13 protein-coding genes and 1 pseudogene are annotated in these 19,518 nt (G+C 51.9%); 8 read left to right on the top strand and 6 right to left on the bottom strand.

Translation table 11 applies throughout. The annotated features are described in order from the left end of the window. Positions 1-79: 79 nt before the first annotated feature. A complete protein-coding gene (locus H6F91_RS03470; protein ID WP_190789224.1) occupies positions 80-2,131 on the bottom strand; it encodes a hypothetical protein in 2,052 nt (683 codons plus the stop codon). Positions 2,132-2,339: 208 nt separating this feature from the next. On the opposite strand from H6F91_RS03470, the gene H6F91_RS03465 reads away from it, so the two are divergent. Together H6F91_RS03465 and H6F91_RS03460 are read left to right on the top strand one after the other, a co-directional pair. Further along, positions 2,340-2,888: a DUF2243 domain-containing protein gene (locus H6F91_RS03465; RefSeq protein WP_190774440.1), complete on the top strand. Its 549-nt coding sequence runs from the start codon at positions 2,340-2,342 to the stop codon at positions 2,886-2,888. Between the two features lie 10 nt (positions 2,889-2,898). Next, positions 2,899-3,120, top strand: a complete 222-nt coding sequence (locus H6F91_RS03460; RefSeq protein WP_190774441.1) for a hypothetical protein — start codon at positions 2,899-2,901, stop codon at positions 3,118-3,120. A gap of 242 nt (positions 3,121-3,362) precedes the next feature. Here H6F91_RS03460 and H6F91_RS03455 read toward each other — a convergent pair whose 3' ends face one another. Beyond that, positions 3,363-3,503, bottom strand: a complete 141-nt coding sequence (locus H6F91_RS03455; RefSeq protein WP_190774442.1) for a hypothetical protein — start codon at positions 3,501-3,503, stop codon at positions 3,363-3,365. A 58-nt stretch (positions 3,504-3,561) separates the two neighbouring features. On the opposite strand from H6F91_RS03455, the gene H6F91_RS03450 reads away from it, so the two are divergent. After that, positions 3,562-4,323 carry a class II aldolase/adducin family protein gene (locus H6F91_RS03450; RefSeq protein ID WP_190774443.1) on the top strand — a complete coding sequence of 254 codons (762 nt, stop codon included), beginning with the start codon at positions 3,562-3,564 and terminating at the stop codon, positions 4,321-4,323. Between the two features lie 691 nt (positions 4,324-5,014). Here H6F91_RS03450 and H6F91_RS03445 read toward each other — a convergent pair. Then, on the bottom strand, positions 5,015-6,361 hold the full coding sequence (locus H6F91_RS03445) for a DEAD/DEAH box helicase (protein WP_190771035.1): 1,347 nt from the start codon (positions 6,359-6,361) through the stop codon (positions 5,015-5,017). A gap of 663 nt (positions 6,362-7,024) precedes the next feature. Between H6F91_RS03445 and H6F91_RS03440 the strand changes: the two genes are divergently transcribed. Beyond that, positions 7,025-7,180 carry a hypothetical protein gene (locus tag H6F91_RS03440; RefSeq protein ID WP_190771034.1) on the top strand — a complete coding sequence of 52 codons (156 nt, stop codon included), beginning with the start codon at positions 7,025-7,027 and terminating at the stop codon, positions 7,178-7,180. A gap of 703 nt (positions 7,181-7,883) precedes the next feature. Here the strand turns inward: H6F91_RS03440 and H6F91_RS27780 are convergent. Next, positions 7,884-8,687: pseudogene (locus H6F91_RS27780) on the bottom strand (AAA family ATPase); the annotation flags it as partial. Between the two features lie 1,124 nt (positions 8,688-9,811). Here H6F91_RS27780 and H6F91_RS03430 point away from each other — a divergent pair. From H6F91_RS03430 to H6F91_RS03415, 4 genes are all read left to right on the top strand, one after another. Next, positions 9,812-10,066, top strand: a complete 255-nt coding sequence (locus tag H6F91_RS03430; RefSeq protein ID WP_190771033.1) for a hypothetical protein — start codon at positions 9,812-9,814, stop codon at positions 10,064-10,066. Between the two features lie 180 nt (positions 10,067-10,246). After that, positions 10,247-11,533: an exonuclease SbcCD subunit D gene (locus H6F91_RS03425; protein ID WP_190771032.1), complete on the top strand. Its 1,287-nt coding sequence runs from the start codon at positions 10,247-10,249 to the stop codon at positions 11,531-11,533. Between the two features lie 172 nt (positions 11,534-11,705). Then, positions 11,706-13,775 (top strand): FAD-dependent oxidoreductase, encoded by a 2,070-nt coding sequence (locus H6F91_RS03420; RefSeq protein ID WP_190789223.1) that lies wholly within the window; start codon positions 11,706-11,708, stop codon positions 13,773-13,775. Positions 13,776-14,141: 366 nt separating this feature from the next. Next, complete coding sequence (locus H6F91_RS03415; RefSeq protein WP_190771030.1) at positions 14,142-14,978, top strand: Tab2/Atab2 family RNA-binding protein; 837 nt, start codon at positions 14,142-14,144, stop codon at positions 14,976-14,978. Positions 14,979-15,166: 188 nt separating this feature from the next. Here the strand turns inward: H6F91_RS03415 and H6F91_RS03410 are convergent, their stop codons facing one another. Both H6F91_RS03410 and prfC read right to left on the bottom strand, forming a co-directional pair. Then, complete coding sequence (locus H6F91_RS03410; protein ID WP_190771029.1) at positions 15,167-17,506, bottom strand: zinc metalloprotease HtpX; 2,340 nt, start codon at positions 17,504-17,506, stop codon at positions 15,167-15,169. Positions 17,507-17,847: 341 nt separating this feature from the next. Beyond that, positions 17,848-19,476, bottom strand: coding sequence for a peptide chain release factor 3 (gene prfC, locus H6F91_RS03405; protein WP_190771028.1), 1,629 nt, complete (start codon positions 19,474-19,476; stop codon positions 17,848-17,850). Positions 19,477-19,518: the final 42 nt, after the last annotated feature.

The following is a 19,518-nucleotide window of genomic DNA, read 5'->3' as shown; positions in this document are numbered from 1 at the left end:
GGGTCTGCGACCCCTCAAAAAATCCTCAAGTTTCATGTTCAAGTGTGGGATAACCCCACACTTGAACATTGACAGACCACTAGCCTAAACGTTGCAATTGCTGGCGAATGCGCTGTTGCAGTGCAGGAACTTGTTGTTGCAGTTCGGCAATCTCGCGCAGGAGGCGATCGCACTCATCTTCCAATTCTTGAATTTTCGCCACAAACCGTCGCCGTAAATTGCCTTCCTCTCCATCACGGCCTAAGGGATTAAGTTTGTCAGCCGCTTCCTGTTGTTGTTGAGCGAAGCGTTCTTGCTGTTGAGTCCGATGTTTCACTTCTCGTTCAATTTGGCGTACTTGTTGGTAGAGATCGAGAATATCGTGCAGTCGCTCGTAGAAGTTTTTATCGATAAATTTTTCATCCAAATACCGTTGCAAAGTTTCATAGCTGAGATCGCTAACACGTTCCTGCCGGGCAATCTGTTGCCGTTCTTTTACAATGAACGTTTGTGAGCTGCGAGCTGGGACAGTCATGCGCCAGCGTTGAAATTCTGCCGTTATTTCAACAGGCTCAGGAGTATCAAATAATGTGTTCTGGGGATGAATCCGCTGTTCGATCACCAACTTGATGGGATAGGGATTGCGGTTTTCGATGGTGTAAGTGGTTTGCGTGATGCGATACCAATCGTGGATCAGGTAGTCATTCTGGCCGAAGGCGATCGCCGCTGTCTCTTCCTGGCTACTCACATCGGGCGTTATTTGGACCCCCAAATCCACTGCATAGGGCACAAAAAATTCTCCCTGATCTGACGTAAATGCCAGTACCGCTTCTCCTACATAATTATCGGCTTCCAAAACGGTGGCAGGGCCACGCTCCAGAATGAGCCCTGTCGTGTTGGTCGCAGAAATCGTGACAACCGGATGATCGGGCAGTTTTTCAGAGTTGAACAAATGCTGTTTCCGTCCTGCCAGTGTCGCCCCGAGGATCGGCACCATAGCGCTTTGACCTCGCTTGATGGTGACTGGAATGCCTACGTCGTACTGAAATAACTCGCCTCGGGCAACACCTGTTGCCTGCACTTGCGTAGCATTCTCCAAACTACGTCGCATGGGAGCTGCTGGCGCTGACGACGCCTTACCCATGAAAGAACGGCTCATCTCAAAGTCGATACTGGGTTCCTCAAAAGCATAAAAAGCATCAGGAGCATCAGGAGCCATTGATGCGGGAGCCATCAAAGCTTCCTGAAACATCACAGGACCAGGAACCGTACGCTCCTCGTCCTGTATTTGAGGGCGATCGATAAAGCGTGGTGTGTAGAGGTCGTAGACGAAGCTGATGGGTTGCCCAGCAATCAGTGTCAACGAGACGTTTTCCAAATCTTCGTCCAGCTGGTTATCAACAATGCCCCAACCTTGAATCAACAGTTGCCCCGTTTCGGCATTGCCTGCGCCACCTTCAGGAGCTTGATCAGGGGTATAGACCAGACGATAGCTAACGCGCCAGGTTGGCGTGGGAGCGACGTAGGTTACCAGCAGATTTTCATTGGGGCGATCGAGCAGCACCGTCACACTACGCTTGTCTTCACGGGCCTGGCTCAGTTCCAGCACATAGCGCAAGTCATTGCCGCTCTGGGGGTCGAGAATATCTAACCCTCGCACTTGGGACAAGGGGTAGGTGCGCAAGTTCGGGGTACTATCCGCTTCAGCACCCACCGTCATGATCGAAATTAGCGTGCTCTCCGGCTGCGCCTCCAGTTGGTCCACACCGACCAGGCAACCACTCACGACAAACTCGGAGCCTGGTGTTGTAAGGGATTGCGGGCGGCTCGCTTCATCGCCATTTTCCGCCAGGTGAAAGCGAACAGCACGACCTCGGAGCGATCGCACCAGATCCAGCAACGCCTCATTCTCACTCAATACAATTGGCGCTTTCGCCAAGGCTGCCTGCTTCTCCTCCGGCGTCTCATAAGACACATTCACCACGTGCCCTTCCCCCTGAGGAAACGCTGCCAGGCTTTTGAGGATGTCATTCATCTCCTCTTTCTTGAAGGTGAGCGTCACCGCCGCACTGCTCCCCACCGAGCCATAACGCTCAAAGAAACCCACCCCATGCTTGTAAAGCACCATCCGTTTCACAGGCAAGTTGGGCATCGTCGTCTCCTCTCCATCATTGGGTCGTTCTATCCACACTATCCAGCAGGATTAGGCATTGTCCATAACTTCTGTACGTTGAGGAGGGGCGCACTGTGCCCCTCCTCGGCCAAACGATATCTCCTACCATCGACAGTTCCAGCGATCGCCTCGCACCTCCTACCGTAAGCACAGACGGGAATTCTCCTATATACTTCAAATCTCCACCATGACTGTTCCCAACCCCATGGCTTCCGACTCTGAAGCAGTCAAAGAAACTGCTTTAGTCAAAGGCGATCGCCGTCCTCTGATCTTCGCTGGCATCCTGTTGGGAGCCAGCCATGCTGGCTTCTTTGATGGGATTGTGTTGCATCAACTGTTGCAATGGCATCACATGTTTTCTAACGTTGATGCCACCAACACCATTGCCGGAATGGATCTCAATACTTTAGGTGATGGCCTATTTCATCTGTGGAATTGGACGGTGGAGATCACAGGCCTGATTATCCTTTGGCAGGCCTTGAAGCAGCCGGATGCTAACCGATCCGGAGCGATTTTTTGGGGAGCTTTAATGCTGGGATTTGGGCTCTTTAACGTGACAGAAGGGATTATCGACCACCATCTCTTACAAATTCATCACGTTAAGTCAGGTCCCTATCAATCCCTGTATGACATCGGCTTCTTGTTGATTAACACGCTAATTGCTGGACTGGGGTGGATGCGGGTGCGGCCCAATTCCATTCCCGTAGGAGAATCTTCCGCTCGTACATCAAGTTGAGGACTGTATTATGCCCGGTGGACAAGCTAGCCATAAAGGCCATTCTGCAAAACCCAATGTAAACGCCCCCGGCGTTATTGGTGAAGCATCTGACATGTCGCAAGACCCCATGGATGAATTGCCCGAAGAGCTGACCAATAATGCAGCCCATCGCGCCGAAGTGGAAACTCTTCACTATCCCCCTGCGATGGAACGGCCCAAAACAGGCGATGAAAATACTCCATCTGAGTAATATCAAATCTGGTTGAAGAACCCAAATATAGAAGTGCGCGGGGCTTTGCCCCGCGCACTTCTATATTTGGGTTTTATAGTTGATACCGTTTTTATATAAAGCTGCCGGAAGGGTGTGATCTACTTCATGAGAATTGCTGGAGTCTTAACAGAAGATAGCCGAAGCTTGGGAAACCTCCTATCATCTGACAACATAATGGTCTCTTACATAGGTTCTGGTCGAATGGTGTCTACAACCAAAATTTAAGTTTGAGAACTGTCTGCAACCGCCGCCACGCTAACCCAGACTTTCATGCCCTTGCTGGGTAGCTCCAGGCTCTCTGGGGTTGATGGGATGGAGCGACCGCCGTCTGGAAACGTACCCAAAAACTTGACCCTAGGCATCCTCTAGCTCATAACTGCTTGAGCGCATTGCAAAAACTCGCCACCCCTTAATCTCACCATGATTCAACCCAATCTGCCCCAACCTCCCGTCTTCGGTTCGGTCCAGGAAGAACGCTTACATCGGCAACAGCGCTTGGCAGCAGCCTTTCGATTATTTGCCCGCTATGGCTTTGATGAAGGGGTAGCCGGTCACATTACAGCCCGCGACCCAGAGCTAATTGACCACTTCTGGGTAAACCCATTTGGAATGTATTTCGGGCACATCCGCGTATCCGATCTGCTACTGGTGAACCATAAGGGAGAAGTGGTGAAGGGCGATCGCCCCGTCAACGCCGCAGCCTTTGCCATTCACTCTCAGATCCACCAGGCCCGCCCAGATGTTGTCGCCGCTGCCCATGCCCACTCACTCTACGGCAAAACCTGGGCTTCCCTGGGGCGTTTACTCGATCCCATCACCCAGGACGCCTGCTCCTTCTACGAAGACCACGCCCTATTCGACGACTACACCGGAGTCGTGCTAGACACCTCCGAAGGGCAACGCATCGGCACCATCTTGGGCGAGCGCAAAGCCGCCATTCTCCGCAACCACGGCCTGCTAACAGTGGGCCACTCCGTTGACGAAGCCGCCTGGTGGTTCATCACCATGGATCGCTCCTGCCAAACCCAACTTGCTGCCGAGGCCGCCGGAAAACCCGTCGTCATTCCCCATGAAGTTGCACAACTCACCTTCAGCCAGGTAGGTTCCCACTACATGGGCTGGTTCTCTTTCCAATCCTTGTACGACAAAATCGTCCGAGAAGAACCCGATCTCCTGGAGTAAGGAGATTTCTGAGAAACAATATCCCCATTATTTGGAAAAAAGGCGCGGCTTCGCCGCGCCTTTTTTCCAAATAATGGGGAAGTTCTTATCTGGAAATCTCCTAAGTCTTTATAGAACTTAACAAGCCACTGTACTTGATGCATATTTGTTGTTGTGGTGTGCAAAGCACATCACAACAAACGAAAGCTCTGTTTTTGCGTGATGCAGTATGCAGTAGTGCGACGCGTTATGCGTCGCACTACTGCATACTAGGGTTCTTCAACCAGATTTGATAGAAGGATCCAGTTGCCCCTATAACTGCACAGGCCACCATCACCCCAGCCTGAATCCAACCCCCACAAATGCGAAGCGGCCTAACGCATCTCCTGCAAAATCCCTTTAACCGAAGGGGGACTGGGGGAACGGGCTGCCGTTTCCCCAGTCGGGGGGTTTGGGGGGCGACGCGCCCCCAAGCCAAACCTCATACTACAACCCAATTGATTCAGAGCTCAAGCAAATCCACAACACCTCAAGTATTCTTGTTAACCTCAGTTCGGGACAAGCTGAAGTGCTCATTTTGGCGTGCGTTTCGCGCACACCAAAATGAGCTTTTTCGAGTGCCGGGCAATGCCAGCACTCGAAAAAGCCCTTAACTTGAACTCCGATTTGTTACCTGTGGTGCACAAAATGCACCACCCACAACACCGTAGTTCTAATGAGCCTTCCGCCGCTCAGAAACAGAACGAGACGAGGGCACAGGCTTAGCATGAGCCTGCCCCGATCGCGCAGATTTCCGGGGAGATGAATCTTGAGAACGAAGCTTTGGCTTATGAGAGGATGACTGGTTGGGTTGCGATCGCCCCTGCCGTCCAGCATGACCAGACTGCCTACCTAAATTTGCTGCCACAGCAGAGGAATCCGGCTCAAATCCTTCAACCACCTCCTGAGGCACCGAGCGTTTCATCAGTTTCTCAATGTCTGACAAATACTTATATTCATCAGCACAAACCAGAGACAGCGCTTCTCCCTCAGACCCAGCGCGCCCCGTTCGCCCAATGCGGTGCACGTAGTCCTCCGGCACATTGGGTAACTCGTAGTTAATCACCATCGGCAGCTCCGTGATATCAATACCCCGAGCTGCAATATCTGTAGCCACCAGCACCTGTACATTACCGCCCTTAAATTGAGCCAGGCTGCGGGTCCGTGCGGCCTGGCTCTTATTTCCATGGATTGCCAGAGAGGTAATGCCTGCCTGAGCTAGCTTCTTAGAAAGGCGATCGGCACCGTGTTTAGTACGGGTAAAGACCAATACCTGATACCAGTTGTTTTGCTTAATCAGATGGGTGAGGAGGTCAGATTTGCGATCGCTCGCCACCCGATATACCTTCTGAGTAATCAACTCCGCTTTTGGATGCACGGGCGGCACCTCAATCAATACCGGCTCATGCAACAACGATTGAGCTAAAGATTTGATTTCCGGAGAGAAAGTAGCCGAGAACAGAAGATTTTGGCGCTGTTTTGGCAGAAGGTTGAGAACACGGCGAATATCGCGGATAAAGCCCATGTCTAACATGCGGTCAGCTTCATCTAGCACCAGGATCTCTACCTGAGACAAATCCACAGTGCCTTGCTGCACGTGATCTAGCAAGCGGCCCGGTGTCGCCACTAAAATATCAACCCGCCCTTTCAACTGGCGTACTTGGGGATTCATATTGACTCCACCAAATACCGTAATGGACTTCAGGCCGAGATGGACACCATAGGCTTTAACGCTCTCCTCTACCTGAGCAGCCAGTTCGCGAGTGGGAGTTAGAATCAGGGTTCGAATGGGAGGACGGCGATGCCCCAAGTTCGAGACAGGTTGAGTCGAAAGCCGTTGCAAAATTGGCAGAGTAAACCCAGCGGTTTTTCCCGTTCCTGTTTGAGCCCCAGCCAGCACATCGCGGCCCGACAAAATAGCTGGAATGGCCTGAGCCTGAATGGGTGTTGGCTCCGTGTAGCCCCGTGCAGTAACCGCACGGACAATCCCATCGGATAGACCGAGGTTAGAAAAGGTCATGAAACTCCAGAAGTAAAATCGGTCTGTCGCCGCAAACGGCACCAGTCTTAGGCAGACGGATAGGAACTTGAAACGCAATCGGTCGTAGTACGAAGACTGGTAGCGAACACCGACACTTTATTCTACCGCACTAGCCTTGGAGCTCGCGATATTCAGCCCAGTTCGCCAGTAATTCTCAGCTTTGAAGCCCGAAAATAGCCCGCCTTCGGCGGACTATTTTCGGCTAGATTCCAAAATGAGAATTGCTGCCAGTTCGCCAGCCAGATACTGTTCTAAGCGTATGGCTGGTTCAAGACTTAGGCATTCTTGTGGCGCGCAAAAGCACAAGAATGCTTAAGCTATATGTTACTGCGAAGGCATTTGCAACCCTTTCACCACACTCCATCCAAATGTTTAGAACACCACCCCAATGAGTTGCTTCTATCCTTCATTTCAAGATGAAACGGATAGTCTATCGACTGGAAGAGGAGCAAAAAGCCTCAAGGTAGCCCATTAGGGTGAACTTTCCTATTTTCATTTCTCATCTTAGCCATTAAAATAGCTGAAGTTATTGTGTAGCAAGGGCTACGAATTTTATTTATTTTTTGTATAGATGGTTACAGAAAAATCTAGAAAATGATAATCTGAGAAATGAAGACACTATATCGTTCATCCCCGCGTCCTATGTTGAGAAATCCCAAGCAATCCCGGAACGAAATCGCTCAGGCTCACCGCGAAAACCTGCGCCAAAATCTGCAACGCCGCATGGAAGCAGCTCAAGCACGGGGTGATGAAGATCTTCTGCGTCAACTGCAAGCCGAAGCTCAGTACATCGGCTAGAAACTTTCAGCTCCTAAAGAGGTGGGTGCGGTACTGAGTGCCGCACCCACCTCTTTAGGTAATCCTAACTAGCCCAAGTTTGGGTTAAGGGCTTTTTTGAGGGGTGCGCGAGGCGCACCCCTCAAAAAAGCCTATTTTTCCATACACTCTGCGTATGACTCAATAGGCTCTTGGGCTTATCCCGAATTATGGTTAATTAGCCCTAAACTAACATTGTTTAACCTCAGTTCGGGATAAGCTGAAGTGCTCATTTGGGGTGCGCTTTGCGCACCCCAAATGAGCGTTTTCGAGTGCTGCGCGTTACGCAGCACTCGAAAACGCCCTTAACCCGAACTCAGGTTATTTATAACGGAAAGTCAGTAGACCAGGTAGGCACATCATCCTGGAGCGATCGCCCATATACGACCACCTGCTGCATCCCATCCGGCAGCACCGTTGCCAGGTAAGGTTGTAGGGCTGCCATCACCGCATCGGACGCGGGAGTTTCCGGCGCACTCACCAGCACGCTGAGGGTCGATTCCCGTTGGCGTACCTGTACCTGAAGTTGGGAAGCATTGAGGGTTTCCTGAAGCCGGGTTGTGAGGGCTGCTTCCAGTTGAGCGATCGCCTTCTCACCATCATCCCCACTAACCGAACCCGACGATCCGGGACTAGAAGCCTGCGTTCGCCAATGCAACGTACCACTAGCCGATGCGGGTGCAGGAATATCGTCCTCGGTCAGGGTTGTCAGCTCCTCGTCAGTCAGATTCATGGGAGAGACCGCTAACCGATTGGCCTGCTTTTCCAGAGTTTTCTCAAACAGATTACGGACAAGGCGGCCGTTGCCAAAGGTGCGATCGCGCTCGTCATACAGCGCATTCAACACGGCCAGTAACCGCTGCCGGGCACCATCCGTCAGGTGGAAATGGCTCTTACTGGCCATCTTCTCGTAAATTTGCAATAACTCCTGGGGTTCGTAATCATTGAAGAAGTAGTAGCGATTAAAGCGCGACTTCAGGCCAGGGTTAGATTCGACAAAATTCTCCATCTCGTCGGTGTAGCCTGCAACGATCACGACGAGGCGATCGCGATAATCCTCCATCCGCTTCAGTAACGTATCTACCGCTTCCTGACCAAAATCTCGGCTACCGCTTGAATCACGAGGCACCAAGGCATAAGCTTCGTCAATGAACAGCACCCCATCCAAAGCCGTCTGTACCAGGTCATCAACCTTCTTTGCCGTTTGTCCGATGTACCCGGCCACCAGTCCGGAGCGATCGGTTTCGATCAGATGCCCCTTCTTCAAAAAGCCCAGTCCCTTGAAGATACGGCTTATCAGCCGAGCAACCGTCGTCTTCCCGGTTCCGGGTGGCCCTCCAAATACAGAATGCAAGGAAACAGGGGTTTGCGCTAATCCCCGTTCTGCCCGAATCTTTTGTACTTTGAGGAAGTTCGTCAGGGTTTTGACTTCCTCCTTAATGTTCTCCATACCCACCAGCTCGTTCAGTTCTGCCAGGGCTTTTTCGAGAATTTCCTCTGGCTTTTCATCAGTAGTGGGGGGGGCTGGAGAAGCCGCATTGGGGGGAGCTGATGTTGTGCCTGCCGTGGCAGCAGCGGGTTGTTTGGGGGCGATCGCCGTCATCAGCTCTGTCAGTTTCTTGTCGTAGCTCTCAATGGGCTGAAACTGGTGCAGTAGTTGCCAAATTTGCGACAGGGCCTCCATTTCCTGCATGGTGATAGTACCATCAGCTTTCACCAGCACCTGGGCAAACTTGTAAATGCCATTGACCGCAGCTTCCCGATAACGGCTGCCCGTCTCAGTATCCAACTTGTTGAGCAGTGTAGGCAGATTGAGCACGTCGCCGGGTTGCGTCTGGTTCAACTCCAGCAGGGTTTGCAGCGTCACTTTTTGGTACTTCAGTCGATCTGCTGCTGAAAACTCCCAGGTTTGCACAGCGTTGAGTTTGTCAGCATCCTGCTTAATCTGAGCATAGATGGTCAGGAAGGCCAGCAATTCTGTGGCGCTGATTTCCTTATTGCTGCGTCCACAAATCTGGACAATCTTGGCCAGATCGACCGTCATCAAGTCGGCATAGCGCGAATCCAACTTGAGGATGGGTTCCAGAGTTTTGTACAGCAGGTTTGCTTCATCTTTAACCTGCCGAAAGCCAACAATTTGTCGAAAATCCACGGGCTGCTCCTGAACGGTGGACGACGGGCCGCATCGTCATCATACCGAACCTCCCCCCATTGGATGTATCCCACTTTGGAGCATCCATCGGTCATTCCTTTAAAGTTTCTGGTTTTACGGGTATGTTGCAGGCGTAGAACCAGGACTTTCAGAAGAATAGATCTCCTGCATGAATCGACTTCTGAGGGTGTGAATCGCCACGTGGCTTCGTCGCGCAGCGATTTACGTAACCTCAGTTCGGGATAAGCTGAAGTGCTCATTTTGGCGTGCGCGAAACGCACGCCAAAATGAGCGTTTTCGAGTGCCGCGCGACGCGCGGCACTCGAAAACGCCCTTAACCCGAACTCAGGTTACGTAGAAGGTCTGAGGGCCTTGCTGGTGGAGGTCCATTCAGCAACGGAAATCATTGGGCTAGTTTTAAGGCAAAATCCAAGTAGAAACATAGTGCTGTGGGTGGAAGGATGAAAGATAAATTGCTCGGGTGGCTAAATGCTGCTCTGATGTGGAACTTGTTTTTTGTGTTTGTAGCCTTTGGTTGGTTTGCGATCGCCGTCCTTGGCCGCTACACCGATACACCCTTAGGGTTGGAACTCTGGTACAAGCTCTGGCAGCCCTTGTTTCAGCCAGCCATTGGCATTCTGATGCTGGGGTCGATCGTCAGTGGAGTTGCCAGCTGGGTAAATAAACGGCTGTCACAACGAGCCTCTAATTCATAAAAGGAACTCTTCGCGCTACACACTCATTAAACGTGAATTTAATAAAACCCCGTTTTTTTGGAAAGCTTGATGTAGTCGAGCTTTCCAAAAAAATCAGGGTTGTATTTTGGACGATACACCCTAGCAAAGGCCTGTGTTTCTGGACTACAATGCGTTCATTTGTTCGGGTGGATAACCACGATGGCTCGATTTCTCCATGTGGCGGACGTGCATTTGGGCTTTGACCGCTACGACAGCAAGGAGCGCACGCGAGACTTCTATGAGGCGTTTCAGGATGCCCTGTATCGCTATGCGATCGCTGATCCGGTAGACTTCGTCCTCATCGTCGGAGATCTGTTTGAGCATCGCACCATCCAACCCAATATCCTGAACCAGGCTCAGCTTTGCATTCAAGAACTAGAGGAAGCAGGCATTCCAGTTCTAGCCATTGAGGGCAACCATGATAATCGGCCCTATGGTACGCGTACGAGCTGGTTACGTTATCTGGCAGAGTGGGGCAATTTGATTTTATTGGAACCGGGAGACGTATCTGGGGGAGAACCCTTCTACGCACCCTGGGATCCTGAGGAGAAACGGGGCGGTTACATTGACCTACCCTGTGGTGTGCGGGTATTGGGTTCTCACTGGTACGGTGCGACAGCGTCTCAGGCGATCGTGCAAATTGCTGGAGCCATTCGGGAACTGCCTCCGGGCCCCCCAAATACTGTGATGATGTTCCACCATGGTCTTGAGGGGCAGATTGCACGGTATCAGGGAGCTTTACGTTACAACGAGTTACTGCCCCTAAAAGAAGCCGGGGTAGATTATCTGGCTCTGGGGCACATTCACAAGAGTTATAGCGAGGGCGGTTGGGTTTTTAACCCCGGCTCGATCGAGGCGAATAGCGTCGAGGAAACAAACTTCGATCGAGGAGTTTATCTGGTTGAGATTGATACTGAAGGTGTTCGAGCCGAGCTAAAGCAGGATTATCAGCAGCGACCGATTGTGCGGCTACGGCATCGAGTGACCGAGAAGGAGACGATGGAGGAGGTGGAGCAAGGGGCGATCGCCATCCTAGAACACGCCACCCACTCCGGCTACCTCCGCCCCGACACAGCTCCCATTGTGGAATTGCGAATTGAAGGAAACATCGGTTTTAACCGGCTAGATTTAGATGTTCGCCAACTCAAGTCCGACCTGCAAGAAAAGTCCAATGCTCTGATCTTCTTGCTGAAGTTTGAAGCGGAGCAAACGGAGTTTGAATCCTATGTGCCAGATGGAGCCGATCGCCAGCACATTGAACGAGAAGTATTTTTAGACTTCCTATCTGCCAGTGCTGCCTATAAAAAACGGGCTACAGAACTGGCTCAAGGTCTGATCCATTTGAAGGGGTACCAGTTAGATCAGCGGCCTGAATCAGAGCTTTATACCTTTGTGGAAAACCTACTCACATCGGAAGGAAGACAAGATCCGGATGGGGGGCGCTAAACTCTAAGCAACCAAATAGTTCGCACTTTCGTCGCCTGTATCCACGGGGGATCGTTTGTGTACGTTTGGTTTCAGAAAAAGATATCCGGCTGCCGCCCCCACAAGCCTGAATTAAGATTTCTGGTGGAATCGCTATCTACCGCTGCTTTCCCATAAGCCCCAGGTGAATTTCATGTTCAAGAAACGCTTTACATCGTCCCTTTCAGCCGTACTGGGATCGATACTGACTGCGTCCGGATTAAGTATTTGGCCTGTGGCGATCGCCCAGGCCCAGCCCCGTTCCACTACTACCACCGCTACCCCGGATCAAACCGTTGAGTGTGAAATCTTGATCGTCGGTGGTGGAATTTCTGGAGTGAGTGCAGCCATTGAATCTTTAAAGATGGGACGAACGGTCTGTATGACCGAACTGACCGACTGGGTTGGCGGGCAGTTGACCTCGCAGGGCACGTCAGCCCTGGACGAATCCCGGAAGCAGCGGGAGCTGCTGTATTTTCCGCAAGGATATCTGGAGTTTCGTCGCCGCATTGAGAAAAACTATGGGATTCGTAACCCGGGGGATTGCTGGGTGAGCCTGTCCTGCTTCTTGCCCCACGATGCCCAAGACATCCTGCGGGACATGTTAGAGGAAGCTGAGGATGAGGGGGATGGAGAACTCAAGTTATTTCCCTCAACCGTTATTAAAGAGCTGCAATATAACGCGGCAGGTAATCTCATTACGGCGGCAACGGCTATTCAGCACTCCCCTGCCCCTGGGACACCACCGCTGAACACAGAAACGTTGTCCTCTATGATTCAGGACGCGTATCGGTATGAGGATAGCGATCGCCTTTCCAAATCCGTTATTCGCTTCGTTCCCAAACCACCCGACGACGATGAGACAGCGCCTCAACCTGCGCCCTGGTACGTCATTGAAGCTACTGAGACTGGGGAACTGGTCGCTCTCACCGATGTACCCTATCGCGTTGGGATTGATCCACGCTCCTCAGTCAACCCATCTTCTCCAACAACGACTGCAGATCCCTACTGCACCCAGGGCTTTACCTACACCTTTGCCATGGAGCGTACGGAGGAGCCACAGCAGTACGAAGAGCCTAGCTTCTACCAGCGTTATCGCCCCTACTATGGTTTCGATCCAAACCCACGCTTAGCAGATGTGGATGTGATCTTCACCTATCGCCGTATCTGGAGCCCAGAGCCGCGCTCTACAGAGAAAGTGTTTGGGGTATCCCGGCCCAAACCCGGGGATATTTCTATGCAGAATTGGGTGTGGGGAAATGATTATCGCCCCGGTACTTCCGAAGATAACTTAATTCTGACCCACGATCAGCTTCAAGCCCAGGGCCAACTAGAACCGGGTGGTTGGCAGGGTGGATTACGGACAGAAACCTTGCGCTCTGGGGAAGAACTGGCCCTCGGCTTCTTTTATTGGATCGTGGCAGACAACACGGATTCTCAACTGGGAGACGGCGTGAAACAACCCGCTCCGAACCACCGCTTTCTGTCAGGCTTTGGCTCACCGATGGGGACGGCACATGGGTTATCCAAATATCCCTATATTCGAGAGTCGCGCCGCATCATTGGTCGTCCGTCCTATGGCTATGATCAGGGTTTTGCCATTAACGAGATCGACATTTCCTGGGCAAACTTTCAGGATGAGTACTACCGCAACACGCTATCGCCCCAGGAGTACCAGAGCCTATGGGTTGGATTAGCAGGGTTAGAGACGACCTCGGCTATTCTTAATCAAACTCCCCCAGAGCAAATTCAGCGACGCACTCGGGCTACTATTTATCCGGATTCTGTCGGCATTGCCCAATACGCGATCGACTTCCACCCCTGTATGGCCTATGGGCCGCCAGAAGCACCCGGCAACATTGAGCGGCCTGGTGTTCGGCAAGCGCATGGGGCATCGTATCCAGCTCAAATTCCATTGTCTGCACTGATTCCTCAAAAAATCGACAACATGTTGGTAGCCGGAAAGAACATTGCCACGAGCTACAGTGCAGCAGCGGCCTATCGCGTTCATTCTTTTGAGTGGTCGTCAGGCGTAGCAGCGGGAACAACGGCATCCTTTGCGCTTTCCGAAGGTATCTTGCCCTACGAATTGGTCGATAATTTGCCCCGCCCAGAGCCGAAGCTGGCCGAACTGCAAGCCATGTTGCAGCGGAATGGCAACCCGACAGCGTTCCCCAATACCTCCATCTTTAATCTGAATTGGGACGAATGGCGTCCCTGGTAGGTTGAGACGATGGGTGCATCCCACTTTTGTAAGTGAAGCGGGCTTCGCCCGCTTCACTTACAAAAGTGGGATGCACCCCAGACAATTGGTGATTCCAGAGCCGGTTCTACAACGTTGTTTTCAGACGCTTCGCGCTTAAAAACAACGCTTCACGCAACTAGCAAGCATGGCCTAGTAGACATCTAAATTCTTCTAAAACGGGAGGGTGAATCTTCATCCTCCCGTTCCCTTGAGATAATTTATCGGGTAATACCAATTAAAGTTAAATGTTTATGATGAAAAGTGGCGCGGCGCTTTGCGCCGCGCCATTTTTCATCATAAACATTTAACCCGACATGATATAAACTCCCCTGGATGGAAGCAGCTATGACCGTTTGGCAAGTGGATTTTTATCGACGACCGTTGCAGGATGAAGCTGGGCAATCTCTTTGGGAACTGGTAGTTTGCGAAGCGACAGGGGCGGATTTTGGAGGACTATCCCTATGCCCCCAACAAGAAGCAAATGCGGCCTGGATCGCCCAACAGTTGCAATATATGGCAGGGGGTAAACTGCCTGAAAAATTACAAGTATTTCGCCCCCAAGCATTGAGTTTGGTGACTGAAGCAGCTCAGCGCTTGGGTATTGAGGTTGAGGCGACTCGCCATGTACCCGTTCTAAAGCAGCTTCTACAAAGGCGAGCAGCAGATTATGTACAGATGCCAGGATATACAGGGCAGGCATATGATCCCTTAGCTCTTGAGATGCCGCCGCCAGTGCCGGTACCTGAAACCTTGTGGGGCGATCGCTGGCGTTTTGGGTCGATCGCTGCGGCCGATCTCGAACCCGCTTTTGCAGCCAAGCCCATTCCCATCTTCTCCATGCCAAAGGATTTGATGCCAGCCAATCTGGGTCTTGCTTCGACGCTGGCTATCCCTGGAGTCATTATTGATGGGGGACGGGTTTCAATGCGGTTGGCGCAATGGCTCGGTTCTATCAAACCAGCATTTTTGTCTTACATTCCTGGATCTCCAGATGGTCTGATTCTGGATGCTGGGTTAGCCGATCGCTGGGTCTTGGCCACGTTCGAGGATCCCGATGTACAAGCTGCTGCTAAAAGTTTTCAAGAGCGACAGACAAAAGCTCAAGGATTACACTTCTTACTGGTACAACCCGATGACTCGGGAGTAACCTATAGCGGTTTGTGGCTGTTGCAGAAGGTTTAGATATAGCGCTGTGCGCGTTGATTCAGTACAGTGATGTGGGGCACGAAGTGCCCCACATCACCATTTCTAGACTTAACGCATTCGCACATAGGTACTACAGAGCGGGTGAATCCCAGTTTTGTTAATATGGTGGACTTCGCTCGCCATATTAACAAAATTGGGTTTTCAGCCTGGGAGTAGGATTACCTCTACAGATCACCATGAACGATGGTGTAGCAGCTCCACAGGATAAGTAAACCGGCCAAAACAGTAGACCAGAGTGGGTGCCCGGCCCGAAGTGGCTTGCTGCTCTGGGACTGTAGGACATCCAGATCTAACCAGGGAGTAACACCCCGACGAAACCAGCCGGTTGCCATCACAGAGCAATGTAGAAAATCCTGCAACTGGCGCCAACCTGCCAGTGGGTTTTGCTTAGACGTAATAGCAGGCAAAAAGTGCAGCCGCAGTAAACCTGCATCAGTTTTTAGAATTAAATCCTGGCCTATAGCATTAGCAACGCCACGACGCCCCAGCAACGTTCCCTGAAAGCGCACAGCCTTAGCATTGGCTGGAAGGGCTCCAGGAGGAGAAAGCAGCTCAGGCAGATTGCCCAGTGGTACGTCGTTCGGACGTTTGATTTCAGGGAAAAAGGGATTAATTCGCAGGAATGTGGTGATGCCAAAGCCAATGCACAGGCTAACCATATGGATAAAATCACTGCGGAACCAGTCAAAGGAAAGCCAACCCATGCGGTCCGCCATCAAACCAAACCACCACAGCCCCTGTCCCACCATGAGCCCTATCAACAGACCCAACGCAGGCAGGGCTTGAAGTGCCATCGGTTGCCATTCTTGAGGGGTAGGCCGGGACGGACGTGTTAGTGGAGAAAACTCCACTTCAGCATCAATCCCCCAGCGCTGAGCATAGCGAGCCAAGATGTAGAGACGATCGCCCAAAGGTGGGTGGGAATCCCGCATTGCAAGCCAGCGACGGAAAGGATTGCTGCGATCCCACTCCAGGAGTGCAGCGCCTGGATAGGTTGGATACAGGCTCCCAAGGGTCAGGGCTGACTGAACACCAATGGGGGAAAGCAGATCAAATTGCTCTAGGAATGCCGGGGTTTGACCCTGATGTTCGACCTCCTTGGCAGTACCAATTGCCATTTTCAGCAGAGCCCGCGTGAGGGCATTGGGGTTACTTGTCATCTCAGAAGCAATGCGATCGCTATAGAACAACCGCATTCGAGATAGCCACAGGCCGGTCAAGCGAATGCTCCAAAAAATGCCATAGCTCACAACCGAAATGACAACAGCCAGCCCCTTCAAAATTACATTGCTACGTCGATTGCCCCATTGCGCCACTATCCAGTAAATACCAAAAGGAATCTGGGCCAGGGTAACCAGCGCTGACAACACGGCTGCATCTCGAAATCGCAAATGAGCCAGTTCCGCTGCCACTACAGCCGCAATTTCTTCCTCACTTAACTGCTCAAGTAGCCCCCGACTGAGCACTAACTGAGCTTTTTTCGACCAAAAGCCGCCATAGGTAAAACTAACGGGTACAGAATCCGTAAGATAGCCAAGAGTGGGAGTTAAAGACCGTCGTTGTCTGGCAAACGTCTGCAATACCTGGCCAGCTTCCGGGCTGTACTGCTTCAGCTCCTCGAACGTCAAAGGTTTGAGCCCCTTTGTTTGTCTCAACTGGAACCGGAGAGCCCAGAAGGACGAGAGGAGAGCGATCGCCACCAGGGGAAATACGACCCAGCGTGGATCGGTATCATTGACCCATCCTCGGAGGCTAAAGTCGCCAAAGGCCATACGGTTGATGATGCCGTTATAAATGCTCTGGAGGAAATGAACCAGCGCAATGAGCCAGACGACAAGCCCCACTAAAGTAACCGCTTCCAATACCCATAACTTTGCCTGGTCAATATTCCCTAAAGAACTCTTCTGCTGAGCGCGGCCTGCTTGCCGCCAGAAGGAATCGGATGATGTAGAGCCGGGATACCGAGGGGGGATGGTTGGGGTTGAGGTAGTGACACTTGCAACCTTGGCATGCACCGTCTTGGGCACCGAGGTTGGTACTCTGGTTTGTTGCACCGTCTTGGGCACCGAAGTCGGTATACCCGTTGGTTGCACAGTTTTAGGTGAGGAGGTTGAACGCCGTATTGTTAACCCTGCGGCCAAGTCGTCATCTAGTGCGGTATTGGAAGTAGTAGCAGTTCCCTTATCTCGTGCAGTACCCTGAAGTTGCCGGAGCATCTGGTTTGCCCACTGGTACACCGAGGGGTTGGGATGCGCCGTCAATTGTTCGCAAAGTGTAACGGCCTCCTGTGTACGCCCCAGACCGGCGTAGGCTTTCACTAAACCCACTTGTGCTTTGACCTGGCTGTCGGGGTCCCGTGCTCCCTGGGCGACCCCTTGCAGTAGAGCGATCGCTTCGCGGTATTCCTTCTTCTGAACAGCTACAAGCCCTGCTTTAAGAGCTGACGGTCGGCGATGTGGCCGAGAAGACCGACGTTTGGCAGATGAATCAGACGGATCGACCATATCCCCTAAGTGGCGTACCTCAAAAAGCCAGTATAGTTCAGCGATCGCCGATCGTCAGTACGCCCTAAGAATACTCCAGAGCGATAAAAAATCTATTTGTAGAGGCTGGTCAACGCATTCAAAAACAGCCAAGAGTTTGCATAGCAGGGTTTATCAAGCCCGCATCAAGAAGGGAGAGATGAGGCTTTGCTTTACCTCTCCCCTTTTGGCAAGTAGGTGGTTGTCGTTAAACATAGGTCTCAAAAGGTTGTGCCGTACGCTGCAAGCACTCAAAGCTCTGTTTTGACGTACGCCTCGCGTACATCAAAACAGGGCACTTCAGCGTTTGCAAGAAACCTGTCTCAAACTTGAACAGGTTCTTGTCCCGATACCACAGGCGCGACCCGTCGCAAGTCTAGGATTGGGTGCTCGCCTTCCACTTGTTGGCAGTTCCATTCATTTTTGAATAGAAGCACTGGGCGACCCCAGCTATCCTTCACCGTCGCGGTGTTGAATAGACGCCCTACTTTCTCCATAGCGGCCCAACCACCGCCGACCCAACGGGCCACACTGAAGGGCAACGGGTCAAGCAGTGTCTCGACGCCGTACTCATTTTGTAGACGAAACTGGACAACTTCAAATTGCAGTTGCCCAACGGCCGCAAGAATGGGTTCTCGTTTGGCCTCATCCGTAGAGTACATAATTTGAACCGCACCCTCTTCGCGCAGCTCTGTAACGCCCTTTTGGAATTGCTTGAATTTCGAGGGGTTGGGGTTACGCAGGTACGCAAAGAGTTCCGGGGAGAAAGAGGGAATACCTTCAAATTCCAGCTTGGAACCGACGTAAATGGTATCGCCAATAGCAAACATCCCTGGGTTGTTTAAACCAATTACATCACCGGGATAGGCTTCATCTAGAGATTGCCGCCCCTGGCCAAAGAGCTTTTGCGGGTGAGACAATCGTACGGTCTTGCCCGTACGAGCGTGTTTAACCACCATGTCTTTCTCAAACTTGCCAGAGCAGACTCGAATAAAGGCGATGCGATCGCGATGTTTCGGATCCATGTTGGCTTGCAACTTGAACACAAACCCCGAAAAGTCTGGCTCCGTGGGTTCGACATCTCCTCGGGTACTGCGCCGTGGCGCCGGTTTCAAAGCATAGTCCAGGAAGGATTCCAGGAATAGCTCTACCCCAAAGTTGGTCATGGCACTACCAAAGAAGATAGGAGTAAGTTCCCCAGCGTGAATCTTTTCTAGATCAAACTCAGTTCCGACCCCTTCCAGTAACTCCAATTCCTCTTTGAACTGGTGATAAAGCTCCTTCTCCAGCAGGTCCTCAATCCGGGGGTCGCCCAGATCAATAACCGTGTCAAGAGCTTCGCGGCTACCATGCGCGCTGCGTTCAAACAGGTGGATCTGACGTTTGCGGCGATCGAAGACGCCTTTGAAGCGATCGCCCATCCCAATCGGCCAGTTGACGGCGTAGGTCGCCAGCCCCAACTCCTGCTCAATCTCATCCATCAGCTCAAAGGGGTCACGCCCCGGACGGTCGAGCTTGTTGAAGAAGGTGAAGATGGGGATACCCCGCATACGACACACTTCAAACAGTTTGCGGGTTTGAGGTTCTAAACCTTTGGCGGCGTCTTCCAGCATCACCGCGTTATCGGCGGCGGCCAGGGTACGGTAAGTGTCTTCGCTAAAATCTTGGTGACCGGGAGTATCGAGCAGGTTAATGTTGTAACCGCCATACTCAAACTGCAACACGGTAGAGGTAATCGAAATACCCCGTTGCTGCTCCATCTCCATCCAGTCGGAAGTGGCATGACGTTGTGCCCGACGAGCTTTCACCGCTCCGGCTTCGTGAATGGCCCCTCCGTATAGCAGCAGTTTTTCCGTAAGGGTTGTTTTACCAGCGTCTGGGTGAGAGATGATGGCAAAATTCCGACGCTGCTCAACGGCGGAGGCAATCTCAGTCTGGAGTTCGGTGGTCATGGTAACGACAGTGAAAAAGTAAGGAGACGCTAAGACTCCACC

It is taken from the genome of Leptolyngbya sp. FACHB-8 (assembly GCF_014695575.1).
In the GTDB taxonomy this organism is placed as follows: domain Bacteria; phylum Cyanobacteriota; class Cyanobacteriia; order Elainellales; family Elainellaceae; genus Vacuolonema.
This window is presented reverse-complemented; position numbering and strand designations above follow the sequence as displayed.

What these genes read in the sequence shown, in the direction of transcription:
- prfC (WP_190771028.1), bottom strand. Translation starts at nt 19,476, where the DNA reads ATGACCACCGAACTCCAGACTGAGATTGCCTCCGCCGTTGAGCAGCGT.
- H6F91_RS03410 (WP_190771029.1), bottom strand. Translation starts at nt 17,506, where the DNA reads ATGGTCGATCCGTCTGATTCATCTGCCAAACGTCGGTCTTCTCGGCCA.
- H6F91_RS03430 (WP_190771033.1), top strand. Translation starts at nt 9,812, where the DNA reads ATGAAAGATAAATTGCTCGGGTGGCTAAATGCTGCTCTGATGTGGAAC.
- H6F91_RS03470 (WP_190789224.1), bottom strand. Translation starts at nt 2,131, where the DNA reads ATGCCCAACTTGCCTGTGAAACGGATGGTGCTTTACAAGCATGGGGTG.
- H6F91_RS03440 (WP_190771034.1), top strand. Translation starts at nt 7,025, where the DNA reads ATGTTGAGAAATCCCAAGCAATCCCGGAACGAAATCGCTCAGGCTCAC.
- H6F91_RS03420 (WP_190789223.1), top strand. Translation starts at nt 11,706, where the DNA reads ATGTTCAAGAAACGCTTTACATCGTCCCTTTCAGCCGTACTGGGATCG.
- H6F91_RS03450 (WP_190774443.1), top strand. Translation starts at nt 3,562, where the DNA reads ATGATTCAACCCAATCTGCCCCAACCTCCCGTCTTCGGTTCGGTCCAG.
- H6F91_RS03415 (WP_190771030.1), top strand. Translation starts at nt 14,142, where the DNA reads ATGACCGTTTGGCAAGTGGATTTTTATCGACGACCGTTGCAGGATGAA.
- H6F91_RS03425 (WP_190771032.1), top strand. Translation starts at nt 10,247, where the DNA reads ATGGCTCGATTTCTCCATGTGGCGGACGTGCATTTGGGCTTTGACCGC.
- H6F91_RS03460 (WP_190774441.1), top strand. Translation starts at nt 2,899, where the DNA reads ATGCCCGGTGGACAAGCTAGCCATAAAGGCCATTCTGCAAAACCCAAT.
- H6F91_RS03445 (WP_190771035.1), bottom strand. Translation starts at nt 6,361, where the DNA reads ATGACCTTTTCTAACCTCGGTCTATCCGATGGGATTGTCCGTGCGGTT.
- H6F91_RS03465 (WP_190774440.1), top strand. Translation starts at nt 2,340, where the DNA reads ATGACTGTTCCCAACCCCATGGCTTCCGACTCTGAAGCAGTCAAAGAA.
- H6F91_RS03455 (WP_190774442.1), bottom strand. Translation starts at nt 3,503, where the DNA reads ATGCCTAGGGTCAAGTTTTTGGGTACGTTTCCAGACGGCGGTCGCTCC.